General features: G+C 42.8%; 14 protein-coding genes and 2 pseudogenes. 12 read left to right on the top strand and 4 right to left on the bottom strand.

From position 1 onward, the window contains the following. The first annotated feature begins 153 nt into the window (after positions 1 to 153). Positions 154 to 1,170: a nucleotidyltransferase family protein gene (locus K333_RS0108795; RefSeq protein ID WP_027452583.1), complete on the top strand. Its 1,017-nt coding sequence runs from the start codon at positions 154 to 156 to the stop codon at positions 1,168 to 1,170. Here the strand turns inward: K333_RS0108795 and K333_RS0108790 are convergent. From K333_RS0108790 to K333_RS0108780, 3 genes are all read right to left on the bottom strand, one after another. Next, the gene (locus K333_RS0108790; protein WP_027452582.1) at positions 1,167 to 3,797 is read right to left on the bottom strand and encodes an endonuclease MutS2; all 2,631 of its coding nucleotides are present in this window, start codon (positions 3,795 to 3,797) and stop codon (positions 1,167 to 1,169) included. The two genes, K333_RS0108795 and K333_RS0108790, sit on opposite strands and share 4 nt — an antisense overlap. A gap of 23 nt (positions 3,798 to 3,820) precedes the next feature. Next, positions 3,821 to 4,252 carry an acyl-CoA thioesterase gene (locus tag K333_RS0108785; protein WP_024990476.1) on the bottom strand — a complete coding sequence of 144 codons (432 nt, stop codon included), beginning with the start codon at positions 4,250 to 4,252 and terminating at the stop codon, positions 3,821 to 3,823. Between the two features lie 523 nt (positions 4,253 to 4,775). Then, positions 4,776 to 5,204 carry a DUF4186 domain-containing protein gene (locus K333_RS0108780; protein ID WP_024990475.1) on the bottom strand — a complete coding sequence of 143 codons (429 nt, stop codon included), beginning with the start codon at positions 5,202 to 5,204 and terminating at the stop codon, positions 4,776 to 4,778. Between the two features lie 227 nt (positions 5,205 to 5,431). Here K333_RS0108780 and K333_RS0108775 point away from each other — a divergent pair, with 227 nt between their 5' ends. From K333_RS0108775 to K333_RS13210, 11 genes and pseudogenes are all read left to right on the top strand, one after another. Beyond that, positions 5,432 to 6,415, top strand: coding sequence for a helix-turn-helix transcriptional regulator (locus K333_RS0108775; protein ID WP_027452581.1), 984 nt, complete (start codon positions 5,432 to 5,434; stop codon positions 6,413 to 6,415). A 691-nt stretch (positions 6,416 to 7,106) separates the two neighbouring features. Beyond that, on the top strand, positions 7,107 to 8,576 hold the full coding sequence (locus tag K333_RS0108770) for a hypothetical protein (RefSeq protein WP_244870422.1): 1,470 nt from the start codon (positions 7,107 to 7,109) through the stop codon (positions 8,574 to 8,576). Positions 8,577 to 8,624: 48 nt separating this feature from the next. After that, positions 8,625 to 11,642: a SusC/RagA family TonB-linked outer membrane protein gene (locus K333_RS0108765; RefSeq protein ID WP_024990474.1), complete on the top strand. Its 3,018-nt coding sequence runs from the start codon at positions 8,625 to 8,627 to the stop codon at positions 11,640 to 11,642. Between the two features lie 58 nt (positions 11,643 to 11,700). Beyond that, on the top strand, positions 11,701 to 13,317 hold the full coding sequence (locus K333_RS0108760; RefSeq protein ID WP_024990473.1) for a RagB/SusD family nutrient uptake outer membrane protein: 1,617 nt from the start codon (positions 11,701 to 11,703) through the stop codon (positions 13,315 to 13,317). Between the two features lie 69 nt (positions 13,318 to 13,386). Next, the gene (locus tag K333_RS0108755) at positions 13,387 to 15,141 is read left to right on the top strand and encodes a glycoside hydrolase (RefSeq protein ID WP_024990472.1); all 1,755 of its coding nucleotides are present in this window, start codon (positions 13,387 to 13,389) and stop codon (positions 15,139 to 15,141) included. A 16-nt stretch (positions 15,142 to 15,157) separates the two neighbouring features. Continuing rightward, positions 15,158 to 16,729, top strand: a complete 1,572-nt coding sequence (locus K333_RS0108750) for a glycoside hydrolase (protein ID WP_024990471.1) — start codon at positions 15,158 to 15,160, stop codon at positions 16,727 to 16,729. Between the two features lie 88 nt (positions 16,730 to 16,817). Further along, positions 16,818 to 19,154 carry a beta-galactosidase gene (locus K333_RS0108745; RefSeq protein ID WP_027452579.1) on the top strand — a complete coding sequence of 779 codons (2,337 nt, stop codon included), beginning with the start codon at positions 16,818 to 16,820 and terminating at the stop codon, positions 19,152 to 19,154. A gap of 2 nt (positions 19,155 to 19,156) precedes the next feature. Next, positions 19,157 to 19,246 (top strand): annotated as a pseudogene (locus tag K333_RS13695) (DUF4468 domain-containing protein); the annotation flags it as partial. A 276-nt stretch (positions 19,247 to 19,522) separates the two neighbouring features. Then, positions 19,523 to 19,753, top strand: coding sequence for a hypothetical protein (locus tag K333_RS0108740; RefSeq protein ID WP_024990470.1), 231 nt, complete (start codon positions 19,523 to 19,525; stop codon positions 19,751 to 19,753). Beyond that, positions 19,753 to 20,043, top strand: a complete 291-nt coding sequence (locus K333_RS0108735; RefSeq protein WP_024990469.1) for a type II toxin-antitoxin system YafQ family toxin — start codon at positions 19,753 to 19,755, stop codon at positions 20,041 to 20,043. Before K333_RS0108740 ends, K333_RS0108735 begins: the two co-directional genes overlap by 1 nt. 20 nt (positions 20,044 to 20,063) lie before the next feature. After that, positions 20,064 to 20,372: a hypothetical protein gene (locus K333_RS13210; RefSeq protein WP_154653029.1), complete on the top strand. Its 309-nt coding sequence runs from the start codon at positions 20,064 to 20,066 to the stop codon at positions 20,370 to 20,372. A 56-nt stretch (positions 20,373 to 20,428) separates the two neighbouring features. Here K333_RS13210 and K333_RS13310 read toward each other — a convergent pair. Next, positions 20,429 to 20,795: pseudogene (locus K333_RS13310) on the bottom strand (IS4 family transposase); the annotation flags it as partial.

Here is a 20,795-nt window from a genome sequence, read left to right as displayed (position 1 = left end):
AAATTTTTTCTTGATTATTTTTTTGTATGAATATGATTGGTGATAAATTATTTTTCGTGGGTAGAAAAATAATGAATTATATTTGGTCGTTTTCCGGAGAATTGCTAATTTTGCTAGTGAAAGAACACATAAAACACATTAAAAGTAACCTTTATGACAAGAGATTTTGATAGATATATAGATTTTTTGAGATTTAGTTTAGATCCAGAGGATACCCAAATACCAGATTTAGTAGATTATGATTGGGAGGGTCTTCTTCGTTTTTCTCGTGCGATGCGTATTGCCGGAATTGTGTGGCAAGGAATAGAGAAGTTGGGAAAAGATAATCCTAATGGTCCTTCTGAGGAAGTGTTACAGACATGGAAAGAAGTGGTGGAAGGTATTCGGAATTATTCACATTCTGCCGATGGGACAACACGTGTCATTTATCAGAATATCCGTCAACATGGTTTTCGTGCTGTTATCTTGAAAGGACAAGGGACAGCGATGAACTATCCTGACTGGTCGCTTCGTATGCCTGGTGATATAGATGTATGGTTACAGAAAGAAGGTATGGCAGATTTTCAAACGGCTTCGGAGCGTAGGCGTAACATTGAGGAAATCAGAAAATATTGCGAGAAGTTTACCAATAATGTTTCTGTTGATTCTACTCATGTAGCCAAACAGATTGTCGGAGAAATACTTGTTGATATACATCATCGTCCTACCAATTTTAAGAATCCGTTTTATAATGCACGTATGCAGAAGTATTTTCGTAGTCAGGCACCTCGTCAGTTCGGAAATATTGTGCATCTGCCTAATGGTGCTATTTTCGGTAAACCTACTAATGACTTCTGTATGGTTTATCAGATATGTCATATCTTTAAGAGCATTAAAGATATAGGATTAGGTCTCCGACGACTTATTGATTATTATTATCTCCTTCGTGTCTCTACGCGTGAAGAGAAAGAGGAGGCTGATTCTGTTCTAAAGAAACTGGGTATGAAAAAACTTGCCCAAGCTGTGGTATGGATAGAGATAGAGAAGTTTGGCCTCGACCCTCAGTATGTCGTTTTGCCTCCTGATGAAAAACGAGGAAAGGTACTTTATGACATCATCAGAAGAGGCAAAAAGATAAATGGTATGAAAGATTATTGGAGACGTTGGCTTCTTTGTACGCTTAACTTTTAGAAGTCGACAACGGTAATGCCAGCGCCACCAAACTGCACATGTTCATCCTGATATCCAACGACATTTGGTACGGTAGATAAATACTGGCGTATGAGTTGTCGTAGGATTCCGTTACCCTTTCCGTGTAAGATCCTTACGCGTTGCATACCCATGAGGATGGCGTCGTCGATGAAATATTGTACAGCATTTAGCGCTTCATCGCCACGTAGTCCGCGAACATCTAAGTCTTGATGGAAGTTCTTTTTTCTGCTGTCGATAGTCTTTCTTGTTTCTTTGGAGATGCCATAGTTCGTGATACGGTCGGCCATTTGCTCAGCCTTGGTTTGTGGCTTGCTGTCTGCAGCTATGGCCTCAGTGTCAGAAATCGCGATCAGTCGGTCGGTCTTTACTTTCGTGCGCATCTCTCCGAAGATCACCATTGCTGTTTTGTTGTCAATATTTTCTATGATACCAACTGTATTAGCACCACGCATCTTCACCCTGTCACCCTTCTGTAAAGGTCTGTTCTTGTCAGCTTCAGTTTTCTTGTTTACAGCATTGCGCAACTTTTCGGCAGCTTTCTGTTCCCTTTCAGCCTTATTCTTTTTATTTTGTTTGTGTCTCTCCTTGCGACTCTTGATTTGTTCTATCTTCTTGGCAATAGCATCATCCTTAGCTTTGGCCTCGATGTCGTTTACCTCGTTTTCAAACTCCTTCAACTGTTGCCTAATGCGTTTTGTTTCCTCCTTCTCGGCATCCTTTTCTCGAATTTCACGAATGGCGTTCTCTATGCGCTTATTGCTTTCCTTCAGAATTTGCTGAGCTTCTTCCTTAGCCTTGCGCAAGATCTCTTTACGTTCCTTTTCCACCTCTTCGAGACCAGTAGCATATTTGGTCATCGTCTGTTCGAGCTGTTTCTCCCGCTGGTGAATATTCTGTCGTTTGTTCTCCCAATATCGTTTGTCGCGTACAATATCCTGCAGATATTTATCACTCTGGATATAGTCACTTCCGACGATTTCACTGGCTTCGGTGATGACCTCTTCTGGGAGCCCTATCTTGCGTGCTATCTCGATGGCAAACGAACTTCCCGGTCGTCCGATAGCCAGTTGGAACAAAGGACGCATCTCGTGTCTGTCGTATAGCATAGCACCATTGACAACACCAAGATGGTCTTCGGCGAAATGCTTCAGGTTCTGGTAGTGGGTTGTGATGACACCCCATGCGCCTTTCTTGCAGAACTGTCCCAATACCGACTCAGCGATGGCACCACCAATCTGAGGTTCGGTACCTGTACCGAACTCATCAATGAGAATGAGAGTACGATGATTAGCCTGCTTCATCATATTCTTCATATTTAGTAGGTGTGAAGAATATGTTGATAAGTCATTCTCCAGAGACTGTTCATCACCGATATCTATCATGATGTCATCGAAACAACCACATTTCGAGTTTGGATCGATAGGGACTGGTAAACCACATTGCAACATATATTGTAACAGTCCGACAGTTTTCAGACATACAGATTTACCACCGGCATTAGGCCCCGAGATCAACAGAATATGCTTCTCTGCCGTTAGGGTGATTTCCAGTGGGACGATTTTGGTAGATTCATATGAAGAATGGTCTGCAGAAGTAGCCAGCCTTTGCTCCAACAACGGATGTCTGGCTCTAATCCAATCGATGACAGGAGTAGGACTTACCTTAGGTTCAAAAGCCTGAAACTTATCTGCCAGTTTAGCCTTGGCACCTATCAAATCTATTGTAGCCAAGAAGTGATAGCTGTCCAACATCTCACGTACCACAGGGCGAATTTGATTGGTCACCTCGGTAAGGATACGAATCACCTCATGTCTTTCCTCACTTTCCAGTTCACGAATCTTATTGTTTGCCTCTACCACCTCGGTAGGTTCCACGTAGACGGTCTTTCCTGTAGCCGACTCATCATGGATGATACCCGAGATTTTTCTTTTCAGTCCCGGTAATACAGGTATGACGAGTCGACCATCACGCAACGTAGGGGCCACATCCTTGTCAACGACACCTTCCGACTGTGCCGTTCGCAGAATACTGTATAACGTTCTCGATACCGAACCCTCCATGCGGGCGAGTTCACGCCTTATCCTTAACAGTTCTGGTGTCGCATTGTCACGGATATGTCCGAATTTATCTAAAACTTGTTGTATGCGGTTGATGATTTTAGGGAATGTCGCCACACCGTCAGCCAGTCGGTATAAGGCAGGGTAGGGATGGTTCTTACCCCAAGCCTCCATACCTTTGTCACCATCTTTCTCGTTTTCGGCAGTATCCTCCTCACGGGTCAAGATGTCAACCATACATTGGATAGTGATAAGCGATCTGGCGATATGGAAAAGCTCCTCCTCCTCGAGGTGTACACCCTGCATCCTCGCTCTTGTCACAGCCTCTCTTACATCAAAGAAGTCACTCATAGGCCAATCTTCGCGTTCCGTGAGAAGTCGACGGAACTCTCGTACCTGTGATTGCCATTCGTTTACCTCACTTGCTTTGTTAGAAAAAGAAATTTCCTGAGCAAGAGATTGTCCTAATCCCGAAAGACAAAACTCTTTCAAGATCTTACGTATTGTAGTAAAGCCGATTTTCGACTCAAAATTTTCTGGATATATCATAATCTAAAGTCTAACAGAGACTGTTATTTCTTTCTGCGTACATCGCGTCCTTCATATTTACAGATGGCCTCTACCCATTCCTCCCGCATTGGTATCGAAGAGTTCTTTTCCAAATCGAAAGCTACCATGATGGTCTTTCCCACACATTTTATCTCGTGCGTTTTGATGTCTATGAGCCTTTGGAGTAGGGTGAAACTCTTTTTTCCAACCTCGACGATAGCCGTCTCCACAGCTACATGGTCGGTGCTGAACACCTGCGCACGGAAGTCAGCCTCCACGTGTACGGCAAAGATCGCATATTTACCATCCGGTATACCACACACCTTCCGGATATAATCAATTTTTGCAGTATCATAATATTGGAAATATGCCGTATTGTTAATATGTCCGAACTGATCGGCATCAGTAAATCTCAACTGAATAGGGAATGAGTGATGATATTCGATTTCTTCCATCCTGAAAATAATTAATTAAAGTGTCATGTCAATAACCTTGATACCTTTCGATGATGTTGTAGGATGAGGCTTGTGCATGATTCTTTTAGCTGCAAATGTAGTTAAAAATAGTTGCATCCGCAAATCTTTAGGGATATTTTTGCTGATATGCATATCTTAAAAGCCAATAAACCTTAATTTATATCCATAAATTATTTATTATTCCATGATTAAGTTTACTTTTGTGCGGTCAATGAAATTTATAGCTTTATGGCTAAATCGACCTCAAAAGTGGATATCGTTCATTACAGAAACATCATATAGCGGGCGATTTCCGATTTATCGTCATTCATCGCATCTATTATCCATCAGCAAAAGTCAGCAGCATAGATAATATAATCTTGAACCTCTTCTCCATATTGAAACATATCGGTGTTGGAGATGAAAAGGCTTTAGGACTGGATACAAGTTGTGTTACGATAGAACAAGTCCCTCTTATCGTGACCTGCGAAGACAGACAGAGAATCAAGAAAAGAACGTAAAACTATTGAACGTTTCTGTGCAGCCACTCCATGATGACATGAGTAATGTATGCCTGCTCTTTCATTGTGAGTTGCCGCCCTTTAGGTATGCCATGCCATTTTTCCAGACAACCGCGGCAACAGCATCCCGTAGCATGTTGCGCGATGAAAGGAGGAAAGATGCCGTGGCGCATTGGAGTCTGCTTGCCATCGTTCGGGATGCATTCGGGAGCCAGTCGGGTTGCGATGGTTTTGCGAGTACCTTCTTCTATCTTCTCCCAACCTTTAGAATGTATATACTCTTTATCCTTAGCATTGAGATAGAACGAACTACGGAACTTACTTTTGGCAAGTCGCTCAAACAGAGGGTTCAGGTCGATTGTCTCAGCCTCTTTCCGGTCCTTATCTTCCTGTTGCTTTTCTTCAGGAAATAGTTCTAATTGTTTACACATATCTTTCTCTCCTTTATGGAATCATGATAATCATAAGGATTATCGTGTGCAAAGTTACAGAATTATTTCGTATCGTGAATCTTTCTGTTGATAAATGCCCGTTCGTATTTTTTTTTAATTGAGAAAGAAAAGTATCCCGACAATTTTTGTTACCTTTGTCATTTAGTAATCTAATAGCACACTCCTGATATGGAGTGTTGATACTTTAACGATAAAAAAGAGAGACCATGCCTATAAACAAGAACGCCTTTATGCGTTATCAGTTACTTGATTATTGTTTTCATAACAAACGATATAATATTGAACAACTGGTAGATTATGTTAGTGATAAACTGGGGTATAATATCAGTTTGCGTCAAATTCGGGAAGATATTTCCAATATGAAACTCGATCCGTATGATGCACCTATTAAGGCCGTACGTTATGAAGGTAATAAAGCCTATTATGTTTATACAGATCCGTCTTTCAGTCTCTTTGATAATGAGATGTCACCGGAAGAGTTGAAGAATCTTCGCGCCACTATCGATATGCTGGGACGTTATCGTGGACTCCCTGCCAACGCATGGTTGGAGGAAGTTATTTCCAGTTTGGAGATACGTTTTGGCGTCAAACCCAACTCAGAGAAACTGATATCCTTTGCGCAGAATGATATGCTTAAAGGAGCGGAGCATCTTTCTGGTATCATCGATGCCACGATCAATCATCAGGTACTCGAAATTATTTATCATTCTTTTGGTAAAGAGGCACGTGCTTGTGTCGTACATCCATACTATGTCAAACAATACAATGGCAGATGGTTTCTTTTTGGGTTGAATTCAGAGAATGACAAGATCGAAAACTATGCATTAGACCGCATTGTCTCGTTTGAGAAATCAGACATATCATTTATCAAGAATGAGAAAATCAATTTTGAAACCTATTTCGATGATGTGATCGGAGTCTCTGTTCCATACGAAGAGGTGCCGACGGAGGAAATCGTACTTCGCTTCTCGCCACAACGTTTCCCGTATGTCGTCTCCAAACCATTGCATCATTCCCAGAAAATCTGTGAAGAACCTAACACGATATCAATATGTGTGAAACCAACGAGAGAGTTGACACAACAGATTTTTTCATTTCTTCCCGACATCGAAGTGTTGTCACCGGAGTGGTATCGCAAAGAGATAAGAACGAAAATGGAGGAGAACCTAAAGAAATACCAGTCTATATAGAAGAGAATGGTACCCCCCCGTAAGTTGAATCCTGCGAACGTTAACAGATATTTTTGTTTCTTAATGTCCAACTGCAAAAAGATGCTCATAATTCGCAAATTCAGAATTGGAAATAGGGCGATTACGAATATAAAATTGTGGTCGAATTGTAATTGCTTGATTATCAGGTTACTGTGAATTTGTTATTTGTTTAACCCTCGATAATACAAGAATTGTAGCCTTATGCAGTTAACTGTGCAAGGTTACATACCTATTCGTGTTAGCTTATGCAGTTAACTTTGTAAACCGATGAAGTTAACTTCGTAAGGCGATGCAGTTAACTTCATTCCCCCCAAAATCTCTTAGAGGTCGATTCCTGTGATTTTTGAAGGATTTAGCACACCTTATTAAAATTCCTCAAAAAAGAAAGAATGGAAACATGTACAGTAGTGGAGAAAAAGGATAAAAAACGGTCGTTGCATGATTTGTGTATGCTCATTGCACGAAAAATATCTATCAAAATCATAAATTTTCAGTATATTTGTGCCCGAAAAGTAAAAGAAATATATTGTATTTTTGCAATTAAGGCATACTGCGTCTAAATCTTCAAGATAATAGGATTGTTCCTATATAATAAGGTGAAATAAAGAAAGTAAGTAAGGAAAACACAGTAAAAAATAAGTATTATATAATCTAACCTAAACAACGTCTTATGACAATTAACATTTTAAATCTAAAACAGCCCCTTTTATGGGCTTTTGTCGCTTTGATTGGAATGACATTCCAATCTTGCAGCAGTGACGATGATTTCCCAACTGTGGATGGTCAGGCACCAACGATTGCACTAACTACCGATCAGATTCATGCAGAACCCGGACGTAGTTTTAATATCACAGGTACTGTAAAGGACGCAGATGGTATCAAATCTATTCGTTTGAAAAATGAGGGTATGCTCCTCGACAAAACTATCAACTTATTGGAAATTTATGGAGATAGTTTACTCCATGAATACAATCTTGACTACGCTTATACGCCTGCCAATGATTGGACTGATGATAGTAACTTCCCTTTGGAAGTGACTGTAGAGGATGTTGTAGGCAATACAACTTCTGCTACCCTTACCGTAAAAGGTGATGGTGACTTCACTTTCCCTACATTTACATCAGCTCCCTCTTCAGAGTTGACAGTCCTCTTGCAGAATCCTAAGCTTACCCTTAATGCTTCGGTTTCTGACAACAAGAAGCTCCAGAGCATCGTGGTCGATATTCCTGGTTTGAATATCAAGGATTCAGTATTGTTGAATGGCGTGAAGGAGTACGCATTGAAAAAACAGTACGATGTACCTGCTAAGGAGGCTTCTTATGTGATGACTTTGCGAGTGTATGATGGAATGAAAAACATGACATCTACTACAAGCGTTATTAAAGTAAGTGAGTTGCCAGATTTTGAAAAGATGTATTTGGCAGATGTTTCGGATGCAGCAGCTCTCACAAGCGACCTCTATGGTGTGCCTATGTTGATAGAACATACAGGTAAATATCAATATACAGCACATTATTATAATCAGAAGGCTGGTACAGGTATCCGTTTCATCCCTCAGATGACCGACTTCAATCCTATATGTTTCGGTGTCGATGAGAATACCGGACTCTTGACAAGCAATCCTACTGAGGCTAAGGAAATCATCCTTGATGAGGTCGGCTATTACGAGATTACTTTCAATACGATAAGCGGTGACTATAACGTAAAGCGTTATACTCCTACAACCGTTAAGATGACGCTTAATGGTACAACGACAATCAACTTCAATGATGGTTCCGGTGATCAACCTGCTCAGATTTGTTTGGCTGGTAGCGGTCTTCCAAGTACTCCAAACTGGACGACCAATCAAAATAACGATGCCTTTATCTTGAACCAAAGCAAGACCAATCCATATCTACTCTATCGTGAATTCGACCTCAAGGCTGGTGATGAAGTATCATTTACCATCAGTCAGACACACTGGTGGGGTTGGTGGCCTGAGCCATACTGGCGTTTCGATGGTTCTGATAACAATGAGAAGAACGTGAAGAATGGTGGAGAAAACATGAAGAGTGTGAAGGCTCCGGTGACAGGTACATATCGTTTTGAGTTCGATTATGCTTTATTGCGCTCACGTATTATCCTCGTGAAGGCAAAATAAAGAGAGAATAGTACAAATAAATCAATCATATTTTAGATAAGAATCATTATGAATAAGAAATATATTCTAGCTGCCATGGCTACGAGTTTTGCTTTGACGATAAATGCACAGAGCGTCAAGGTCACAGGTACTGTCGTGGATAGTAACAACGAGCCTATTATTGGTGCATTCGTAAAAGTGAAGGGTACAAGTAATGGTGCTGTGACAGACATGGATGGTAAATACGTCATCAATGCCGACAAGAATGCTATCCTCGAAGTGTCTTACGTAGGTATGGCAAATCAGTCGGTAAAGATAGGCGACCGTTCTCAAATTAATTTCACCCTAAAGGATGATGCCAATGACTTGAACGAAGTCGTTGTCATCGGTTATGGTCAGGTGAAGAAAGGCGACCTAACCAGTTCCATCTCTGCAATCAAGGGAGAGAAGTTGGAAAAACTCTCTACGGGTAACGTGATGAATGCCCTTCAGGGACAGGTCAACGGTGTACAGATCAGTGGTGCCGGAGGTCCAGGTTCTTCTCCTCGTGTTATCATTCGTGGTGTCACCACGGTGAATGGTTCCGACCCTCTCTACGTGGTAGATGGTATGCCAGTAGGAACCAATATTAATTTCCTCAACCAAAACGATATCGAGAGTATGCAGGTCTTGAAGGATGCTTCAGCTTCTGCAATTTACGGTACTCGTGCTTCAAATGGTGTTGTCTTGATTACTACAAAGAAAGGCAAGAAGGGAGAGGCCAAGTTTAATGTTACAGCAACGGTAGGTCTTCAGACCTTGAAGAAGCAGAAGATGGCAGACTCACAGGAATACAAACAAGTGTTTGATGCCCGTTATACAAATGACGGCAACGTATCTCCTTTCAAGGGAAGTACCGATGTCTATACCGACTGGTGGAACGAATGTATCAACGACATTGCCGTACAGCAGAACTATGACCTCGCTTTCTCCGGTGGTACTGACAAACTTATCTATTCTGGTAGCATTGGTTACTATAAACAAGATTCCCAGTATAAGGTAGGTCAGTGGCAGAAACTTTCAGCCCGTTTCTCTACAGAGTATCTCTTCAATAAGATAGTGAAGGCCGGTATTGATTTCACCCCTCGTTATGAGCAATGGGATGATACCCCTGGATTGATGGGCGCTATCATGTCTATGGATCCTACAACTCCGGTCATGCTCGACAAGAGCGAGTGGACAAGTAATCCATACAGCAACTATGCACGTTCTCATAACAATCAAGAGTGGAACCCGGTAGCCTCTATGGCCCGTATGGATTCCGGTGCCAGTGAGTATGGCTTGTTGGCTACCCCATATCTCAGTTTGAATCCTATCAAGGGCTTGACCATCAAGTCACAGTTTGGTCTGAATGCCCGTTTCCGCAGAACCGACAATTTCAATGTCAACTTCTTTATAGACAACTTGGAGCAGAACCAGAACAATAATGCTACCCGTAAGATGGAGAACTGGGTAGATTGGAACTGGACCAATACCGTCAACTATATGACCACCATCAACAAGAAGCACAACTTGAACTTGATGGGTGGTTATACTATGGAGCGCTTCCAAGATTATTGGGCTCAGGCTTATTCCGAGAACATCCCGAACAATGACGCAACCTTGCGTTATCCAAGTTCCGGTACCAAGAACCCTGCAGCATCAGGTACAGATAGTTTCACTTCGTTGATATCTTACCTGGGTCGTGTGATGTACAACTACAATGAGAAGTATTATCTGACAGCAGCTGTACGTATCGATGGCTCTTCAAAGTTCTCAAAGGACAACAAGTGGGCTACATTCCCTTCTATATCAGGTGCGTGGCGCTTGACAGGCGAAGAGTTTATGAAGAATCAGAAAGTTTTTGATGATATCAAGATTCGTGCAGGTTGGGGTAAAGTAGGTAATCAGAATATCGACAACTCAGCATATCTAAGTTCTATCGGTACAACAGACTATGTCTTTGGCTCAGCAGCCAATCGTGTGGTAGGTTCTACCGTAAGTGGTATCGGTAATAGCAACCTGAAGTGGGAAACCGTGGAAGACTGGAACGTAGGTCTTGACCTCGCTGTGCTCCAGAGTCGTTTGAAGGTTACAGCCGATTACTTCCAGAAGACATCACATGACATGTTGATGAAGAAAGACAACCTTCTGATCTTGGGTTACCCGATGTGGAACGGTCAGATGTGGGAGAATGTCGGTAAGATGAAAGCAACAGGTTGGGAATTGGGCATCAACTGGAATGACCAGATCCAAGACTTTACCTACGGTGTCGGTTTGAACCTCTCACAGGTAAAGAATAAAGCCATAAAACTGAATGGTGACTATATCTGGACAGGTGGTTTCAGTGGAGATTATATCGTCCGCAATGCAGAGGGCGAGTCTTTGAGTCAATTCTATGGTTATGTAACAGACGGAATCTTCCAAAATGAAACTGAGGTGAAATCATATACCAATGAGCATGGAAAGCCACTTCAGGCAAATGCACAACCTGGTGATCTCCGTTTCGTTGACTTGAACCATGATGGTGTGATCGATGCCAACGATAAGACTCATATCGGTAATCCATTCCCAGACCTTATGATCGGTTTCAACCTCAATGCAGCTTGGAGAGGATTCGACTTGATCGCTAACTTCTATGGCACAATAGGTAATGATGTGTTCAACCTCAACAAGGGTCGCTATGCAGGTACTGATGGCCAGAATGTGTATGCTGGTACATACAATAAAACATGGCGAGCAGACAATACAGGCGCAGAATTTCCTCGTCTTTCTGTCAACGACTCCAACATGAACTACAAGCGAGTAAGTGATTTCTTTGTAGAAGATGGCTCTTACTTCCGTTGCAAGTTGCTCCAGATCGGTTACACCATGCCTAAGAAATGGTTTAACAATAAGATGTCTCTGCGCCTCTCAGTATCAGCACAGAACCTCTTTACCATCACCAAATATTCCGGTGCAGATCCAGAGACAGCATCTATGGGTAGAAGCGTAACAGAGGCAGGTATCGACTATAACGGTTATCCTAACCCACGTACCGTCCTCTTCGGTTTGAACTTAAGTTTCTAATCGAGTATACACATTATTATATATAATAGCTATCATCATCTAAATAAAGAATAAGATTATGAAAAAATATATCATAGGTTTGACCTTGGCTTCTGCCTTGACAATGGGCATGACATCATGTTCCGATTTCTTAGACGAGCCTATTCGTGGTCAACAAGACATGGCAAACTATTTCACGACAGAGGAGGAATGTGCAAAGCAGATTACCGGTTGCTATAACTTCCTTGATGGTCGTGACTGGTGGCAGATTTATAAATTCTACAATATGTGTAACATGGTTACCGATGACGAATGGATGGGAAATACAACCCAAGATCCAGGAGATTATCGACCAGCAGCACAGTTTACCGGTAATACGATAGATCTCGGTAATGCCTGCCAAAACTTCTGGCAGTATCGTTATAAAGGAATCACCCAGTGTAATATCGCCATCAATAAGATTCCTCAGGTTACTTTCAACGATGAGAAATATCAGAAGCGCTTGATTGCTGAGGCTAAGTTCCTCCGTGGTTTCTACTATTTTGATTTGGTAAAGAACTTTGGTGGCGTGCCACTTACTCTGTCATTGAAGATGCCTTCAGAGGTACAAGGTATCACCCGTGCTACAACAGAAGAAACATACGCCCAGATAGAGCAGGATTTCAAGGATGCTATTGCCGACCTTCCAAAGAAGTCAGAGTATAGTGATGCCGACATGGGACGAGCTACCAGTGGTGCTGCCAAGGGTTTCTTGGCAAAGGCTTATCTCTATCAAGGCAAGTATCAGGAGGCTGAGCCACTTTTGCAAGAACTCACCTGTAGAGGAGCATACGCAAATGGTACACCAGAGTATAAGTTGATGGATGATTTCAGCAAGGTTTGGAATCTCGATTATAACAATGGCGAGGAGAGTCTCTTTGAGATACAGACCAGCAACGATACACAGTACAGTCTCGGTGAGCGTTATTCAGTAGTAGTAGGTTCTCGTGATGACTCTGGTTGGTCATGGGGTCTTCCTACCAGTGATTTGGAGAATGCTTTCATCAAGGCTGGTGATGCCGTTCGCTTGAAATATACCATTCTCCACGATGGTCAGACAGCAGTTCCTGGTGACGATACATGGAATGAGGATAATCCTTATCCTATCTCAGCCAGCAAGCATAAGTCAGGCCGTTGCAACATGAAACTCTATATCCCAGTAGCCAAACGTCCAAGTCCATACGATGCTGCTCACAACTCATTGAACATCCGTTTGCTTCGTTATGCAGAAGTATTGTTGATGTATGCCGAGGTAGAGAATGCACTCAATAAGGACACAGAGGCCCAATGGGCTTTGAATGAAGTTCGTCATCGTGTAGGATTGAGTAGTGTCACCTCTACCGGGAAAACATTGCGCGATGCCATCCGTACAGAACGCAGATTAGAGTTAGCCCTCGAAGGCACCCGCCTCGATGATATCCGTCGTTGGAAGATGGATGATGGCAAGACCATGATGGAACATCTGATGGGACCAAACGGAACATTCGTGAAGTATAACACACAAGAGTCAACCGACCCATACGAGACAACCAACCAGCAGGAGAACAGTAACAAGGGTATCAACTTCCAAGCCCCTCGTGATCTTCTCTTTGCTATTCCAAATTCTGAGATAACCATGTCTAATGGTACTATCAAGCAGAACGTAGGCTATCAGTAAAAATATCCACGGGACAGGACCGACTTTAGTCCTGTCCCTTTTCTTACAAAGAATAAAATCTGTGAAACAATGAGAAAAAATATACTCTTCGGTCTTCTCTCAAGTATGTTGATGGCAGGCAATGTCCAAGCTCAGTCAACATATAATGTGACCATCAATCCCAGCAAATCCTATCAGACAATTGTTGACTTTGGTGCAAGCGATTGCTGGACAGCAGATTTCGTAGGAAAATATTTCAGTACTTCCGAAAAGGAAAAGTCAGCCAAATGGCTTTTTAGTCAAAGCTTTGATGCGAATGGTAATCCTGAAGGTATCGGCTTGTCCATGTGGCGCGTCAACCTTGGAGCCGGTTCTGCAGAGCAAGGTGCTAATAGTGGTATAGAGGATGAAACGCGACGTGGCTATTGCTATCTGGATGCCAAGGGCTCTTATGATTGGACCAAGTCTGCCGGAAAACAGTATTTTATGCAACAAGCCAAACAATATGGCGTAGATCATTTCTTACTCTTCTCAAACTCTGCTCCTGTACATTTTACCAAGAATGGAAAGGCATATACCAATGCCGGTGAGAAAGACTGCAATCTTAACGATAACCGTTTCGGAGATTTCGCAGACTTCCTGACGACAACAGCCAAGCACTTTATAGATGAAGGCTATAACATAACGATGATAGATCCAGTAAATGAACCTCAGTATGACTGGACAAGTGGACAGGAAGGTTCACCTTGGAGCAATGAGAGTATCGCAAAATTGGCACGCGAACTGAATACTTCTATCACAAAGCAAGGAATTTCTGCTAAGATTCTGTTGCCGGAGGCATGCCAGTGGAAGGCTCTCTATATGGATGGCACGGAAAAAAGAGCTAACAACCAAATAGAAGCATTCTTTAATGCAGAACATGTACAGACCTATATCGGTAATCTCGAGCACCTTCAGAAGGCTGTTGCAGGACATAGCTATTGGACTTTTGGTACCAACGAAGACCTGAAGAATGTACGTGAGGCTGTGACAAAGAAGGCAGAGGAATATGGTCTGGACGTTTATCAAACAGAATGGAGTATGCTCGACAAAGAACCATCCACGACAGCAGGATTCCCTTCAAGTTATGATGCAGCAAGTTATAGCGACATCGCATTGTATATGGGTAAACTGATTCATTGCGACCTAACCTTTGGCAACATGGCCTCTTGGAGTTATTGGACGACATTTGCTCAGGAAAAATGGGGGCAGAAGAATCGCTTCTATTTATTGAGAATGAATGCGAAAGGTGACAATGACCATGAAAGCTATGGTGATATCAAGCAAGGAGGTACCATATCAGACAATGAAAATCTGTGGGTCTTAGGCAACTTCAGCCGTTTTATACGTCCGGGATATCAGCGTGTCGATCATGCAACCGATCAAGCAGAGAGTCTCAACAAGTTAATGGGGTCGGCTTATCTATCACCAGATGGCAAGCGATTGGTCATCGTATATGTGAATATGGGCTCAGCTACAGGTGTAAAGATCAATGTAAACGGTCAAAGTAATGCTAAGGACATCCATTTGTATCGCACCTCAGCTACAGAGAATCTGAAGAATATCGTGGGCACCTATGCTCTGGGTAACCGTATCATGATTCCAGCTAAGTCGGTAAACACATTTGTCGTAGATTTCGAAGACACCATTACCAGCGGTATTGCCAATGTAAAGACGGAGTCTTCTGTAAAAGACGCACGTATCTATAATATTAACGGACAATTGGTAAATACGAAAGTACAAGATATAAATACCCTTCATAAAGGTGTATATATCCAAAATGGCAAGAAATTTATCGTAAAATAAAATTTCATATATTTCTATGAATAACAAATATATAAAGATAAGAATTTTTACAGCATTGATAGCTTCGAGTCTGTACTCGAAAGCTGCTACACCGGTAACACATTATACGATACAACCAAATTCACCGGAGCAACATATCCAGCATTTCGGTGCAAGTGATGCGTGGAGTATGCAATTCCTGGGCTTGTGGCCTCAAAAACAACAAGAACAAATCGCAGACTGGTTGTTCTCTTTAGATACGGATGCACAAGGCAAACCAAAGGGAATCGGACTTTCACTCTGGCGGTTCAACTTAGGTGCGGGAAGTGAGGAACAGGGGGAGACTTCGCAGATACAGAGAGGAACACGTACCCAATGTTTCCTGAAAGCAGATGGCACGTATGATTGGAACAAACAAGAAGGACAACGCCGTTTCCTGAAGTTGGCCAAACAACGTGGTGTCCCTTATCTACTGGCCTTCTGCAACTCAGCCCCAGTATATTTCACCAAAAACGGATTAGCAACCAATACAGGGCGAGACGGAACCATCAACCTGAAAGACAACTGCTACGACGATTTTGCCCGCTTCATGGCAACAAGTTTGAAAGGTATAGAAGAACATGACGGAATCCATATCGACTATATAAGTCCAGTCAACGAACCAGACGGCCATTGGAACTGGTTAGGGCCAAAGCAAGAAGGCAGTCCGGCAACAAATAGAGAGATAGCGCATGTGGTTCGTGAATTAAACAAGGAACTGTTGAAAAGAAAAGTCAATACCAAGATATTGATGAACGAATCGTCCGACTATCGCTGTCTATTGGGAACCCATCATACAGATTGGCAACGCGGTTACGAAATCAAAGCCTTCTTCACCAAGGACAGTACCCAAACCTATATAGGCAATCAGAAGACCGTGCTTCCATTGATCGGGGCCCATAGCTATTGGACCAATACACCAATCCCTTATATGCGTGAAGCTCGTATGCAAGTACGCGAGGCCTGCAAGCAGAAAGGTATCAAGTTCTGGCAAACAGAGATTTGTATCATGAGCAATGATGAGGAAATCGGTGGCGGAAATGGTTACGACTACTCGATGAAGACAGCCTTGTATGTTGCTCGTATCATCCATCACGACTTGGTATATGCCAATGCCGAAAGTTGGAGCTGGTGGCGTGCAGCCGGTGGCGATTACCGCGACGGTCTCTTACGAATATACAGCAATGATGGATGGAAGAGTGGATGGGCAGTAGATTCCAAACTCCTGTGGACGATGGGCAACTATTCACGTTTTATTCGTCCCGGAGCCCAGCGTTACGATATTTCCACGACTTCTCCAGAAGGAAAAAACATCCCAGAAGGTTATAATGATCCCAAAGGAGTGATGTGCTCAGCCTATAGAAATACAGACGGCAAATGGGTCGTTGTAGCAATCAACTATTCGGAAGATATCAAACCTGTGAATTTCACGGTTCAAGGTGAAAAAGATATCATCTGGACCCCATATCGCACAAGTGACAGGTCAGCAGAAAACCTGTTGCCTTTGGAACCCTGTACAGACGATATCCTGTTGGCACCAAGGAGTGTTACCACTTTTGTGCAGAAATAATAGTTTGAGTTAAAAAAACTCTTCCTTCATGAGCGTTATCCTCTCTAAAGACAAGAGTCGTAAACTTGCAAAAGAAAAACTTTTAAAAATGAAAATATCAGCAACAATTCAGACATTGGCATTAGCCTCGTTGTTGGCATTAACCCCAGCCGATATGTTGGCAGCGAAGAAGGGAGGTACCTTCACCACAGGTAATAAGACCTTCCTTTTGAATGGCAAGCCCTTTATCGTGAAGGCAGCCGAGTTACATTACCCCCGCATACCACGTGCCTATTGGGAACATCGCATCAAGATGTGCAAAGCATTAGGCATGAATACCGTTTGCCTTTACGTATTCTGGAATATCCACGAACAACAGGAGGGCAAGTTTGATTTTACCGGTAATAATGATGTAGCGGAATTCTGCCGCCTCTGTCAGAAAAACGGCATGTACGTAATTGTTCGACCTGGTCCATACGTCTGTGCAGAGTGGGAAATGGGCGGATTACCATGGTGGCTCCTGAAGAAAAAAGACATCCGTCTGCGCGAACAAGATCCTTATTTCATGGAACGCGTCAAGATCTTCGAAAAGAAAGTAGGAGAGCAACTCGCCCCTCTTACTATCCAGAATGGTGGTCCTATCATCATGGTACAGGTAGAAAACGAATACGGATCATACGGTAAGGACAAACCATACGTGAGCGCTATCCGGGACATCGTAAGGCAAAGCGGTTTCGACAAAGTGACCCTCTTCCAATGCGACTGGTCATCCAATTTCCTCAACAACGGTCTTGACGATCTTACATGGACGATGAATTTCGGTACCGGCGCCAATATCGACAACCAGTTTAAGCGTCTCGGAGAGGTTCGTCCACATGCCCCCAAGATGTGCTCAGAGTTCTGGAGCGGATGGTTTGACAAGTGGGGTGCACGACATGAGACACGTCCCGCCAAAGATATGGTAGAAGGCATCGACGAGATGCTCAGCAAAGGCATCAGCTTCTCACTCTATATGACACATGGAGGAACCAGCTTCGGTCATTGGGCAGGAGCCAACTCTCCGGGATTCCAACCCGATGTCACCTCTTACGATTATGATGCACCTATCAACGAGTATGGTCAGGCAACCCCAAAGTATTATGAACTTCAGAAGACCATGGCCAAATATAATGACGGTAAGAAACTTCCTGCTATCCCTAAAGCCCCGAAGCCTCTCGTAAGCATCCCGAAGTTCAAACTGACCGAATATCGTCCGTTGCTATCAGGAGTATCTACACAGAAAGAAAGCCATCAACCATTATGTTTCGAGGATATGAATATGGGGTGGGGTACGATGGTCTATACAGCCCCACTTCCGGTAGTCCAAAGCCCATCAACCCTAATAGGAGAGTTCCATGATTTCGCACAAGTCTTCATCAACGACAAATATATCGGCAAGATCGACCGCGTGAAGAATGAAAAAAACTTGGAATTGCCACCTATCACCGAAGGAAGCAAGCTCACTATTATCGTGGAAGGCATGGGACGAATCAATTTCGGACGAGCCATCAAAGACTATAAAGGTATCATCGGTAATGTTACGATCTCCACATCCGATGAAACCAGCGATATCGCCCTGACGCCAACGAAATGGACGAATCAGACCATCCCGGATGATTACGGTACGGCGGCACAGACCTTTGCAGCACCACAAAACAAAAAGGCGAGTCTGAAGACAACAGCAGGCTACTATCGCGGATATTTCAACATGAACAAAGTTGGCGACACCTTTATTAATATGGAAGCCTTCGGTAAAGGACAGGTTTATGTCAACGGACACGCCATCGGTCGCTTCTGGGGAATCGGTCCTCAGCAAACCCTATATTTGCCAGGATGCTGGTTGAAGAAAGGCAAGAATGAAGTCATCGTATTGGATGTTGTAGGTCCCAAGGGCGAGGCAACAGCCTTCTGTCAAAACAAGCCCGAACTCGATAAGTTGAATCTCGAAAAGAGCAACAAACATAACGACCCAGGACACCGCATAGATTTGAACTCAGCAACACCAGTGCTGAAAGGAGAACTGAAAGCCGGAAACGGCTGGCAAACCCTCAAGTTGGATACACCGGTGAAAGGCCGTTATTTTGCTATCGAATGTGAGAGCAGTCAGAGCGGAGATCCACAGATCGCCATCGCTGAAGTCTACCTACAGGATGCCCAAGGTACCCGAATCGACCGCAACAACTGGGTAGCATATTATGCAGACAGCGAGAAAGGCAACTCGACACTCGACAAGATGTTTGACCTTCAAGAAAGTACCTATTGGCAGACAGAAAAAGGAGCCACATTCCCACACCTCTGTATCGTAGATATGGGCAAAGAAGTAACCGTGTCAGCCTTCGAATATCTGCCAAGAGCAGAACAAGGTGCTCCTGGTAGCGTAAAAGAATTCAAACTCTTCGTAAGATAAACTTGTCCCACGCATATTCTAATGTTGTGATGGATAAGATCGAGGAATGCTTGAAGAATGGATTAGCAGGTAATGAAAATGAAAATTGGTAATCAAGATAAAGAAATTTACACCCTTTAAACCTTATCACCAGAATTGTTAACGAAAAAATGTCGACCTTTTTGCTCTATCTAGAGCGTATGGGAAGTTACGCATCTCTTCTTTGTCACCAGACGAAAGAACAAAATGAGCTTTACTGTGATTCGGAATCAAAACTTAGCCCCTTGGGTAACTTAAAACACGAAAAGAAAGTCTTAAATGAAAAATATTCCAATGAATATTTGGCGGTATCGATAATTTGAATTACATTTGCAGAAAAAGTAAGCGATATGAGTACTTCTTCTAATACGATATCCTCGCCAAAGTTGATCGTTACTATCGACGACACTACGATGCTGAACAAGATTAAGAATGCTATAAAGATGCTTCGTGGTGTAGGGAGCATCTCTGTCGTCACACCCCAAAAATCAGATTTGGATCTTGCTCATGAGGATGTAAAAGCAGGTAGAGTCACTAAATGGAATTCTGTTGATGAATTGTTCGATACAGTATTAAAGTGATGAAATACCAACTTTATACAACTCATCAGTTTGACAAAGCCCTAAAGCTTTGTCAAAAAAGAGGCTATGATATAAGTTTGATTCACAAAGCTATTGAAATCTTAGTAGAAAACGGATGCCTCCCTTCTAAATATAAGCCACATATCCTGCATGGTAATCATGATGGAGAATGGGAAGCGCACATAGAATCTGACTGGTTGATGACATGGAAACAAAACAACCAAGAACTGACTTTGCTTTTACTCACTACTGGTACTCACTCTGACATTTTTGGAAAGAAAAAGCGATAATACGCATCCACAAGGGCACAGTGTCATGGGATGGGGAGACCATTCAATTATGCACGGAAGTTACAGAGCAACTTCGTCAGAACTATCTCGTCAGCAGGGGCATCCATCCGTCATCCCATATTGCCATAAACAAAAATTCCCTGCCGCCTCAGAGAGACAGCAGGGAAGATTGTGGTAATATTCAGCGACCTATACCGGATGCCGGAGGAGGCACTGACACTAATCGAGAATGGGAGCTGAACGGTAATATGGATATGTCAGTTGATGACGAAACGTCCTTTGTACATTTCGTAATGGTCTTCGGAAGTGGATGTCTTCACGTCCATTGAACGGCCGTCAGGGGATATTTTTACTATCTAAAGTTTCGCAAGTGAATATGTATTCATTAAGCGACATTTAAATTGTGCATTTTATACAATTTATGGAACTTTGGATTATCTTCAATAAGTGCGCTAAGCAACTCGCTGGCATCAGCAGATACCAATGCTGCTATTTCCAGAATGATATCCAGTATGAGTTCCCATATCTTGTCCGTTACAGACAGCTCTAGAGATTCATCCATAGCATCTACAAAGAGCATACCGATGGTTTCATACGATTCAAATCGCTTCACTGTACAAAGTATGTTGTACTGCATCAAAGTTAGTGTAAAACTAGCAATCTGTGCAGAGAAATGAATCGACTGGCATCTGCCAAGATTCAGAAGAGTCTTGCAATCGCGATATGCACATTCCGTAGCCCAACGCATAGAG

Origin of the sequence: Segatella albensis DSM 11370 = JCM 12258 (genome assembly GCF_000426565.1) — a bacterium.
Taxonomy (GTDB): domain Bacteria; phylum Bacteroidota; class Bacteroidia; order Bacteroidales; family Bacteroidaceae; genus Prevotella; species Prevotella albensis.
The sequence above is the reverse complement of the archived record's forward strand: the minus strand, read 5'-3'. Positions and strand labels throughout refer to the sequence as shown.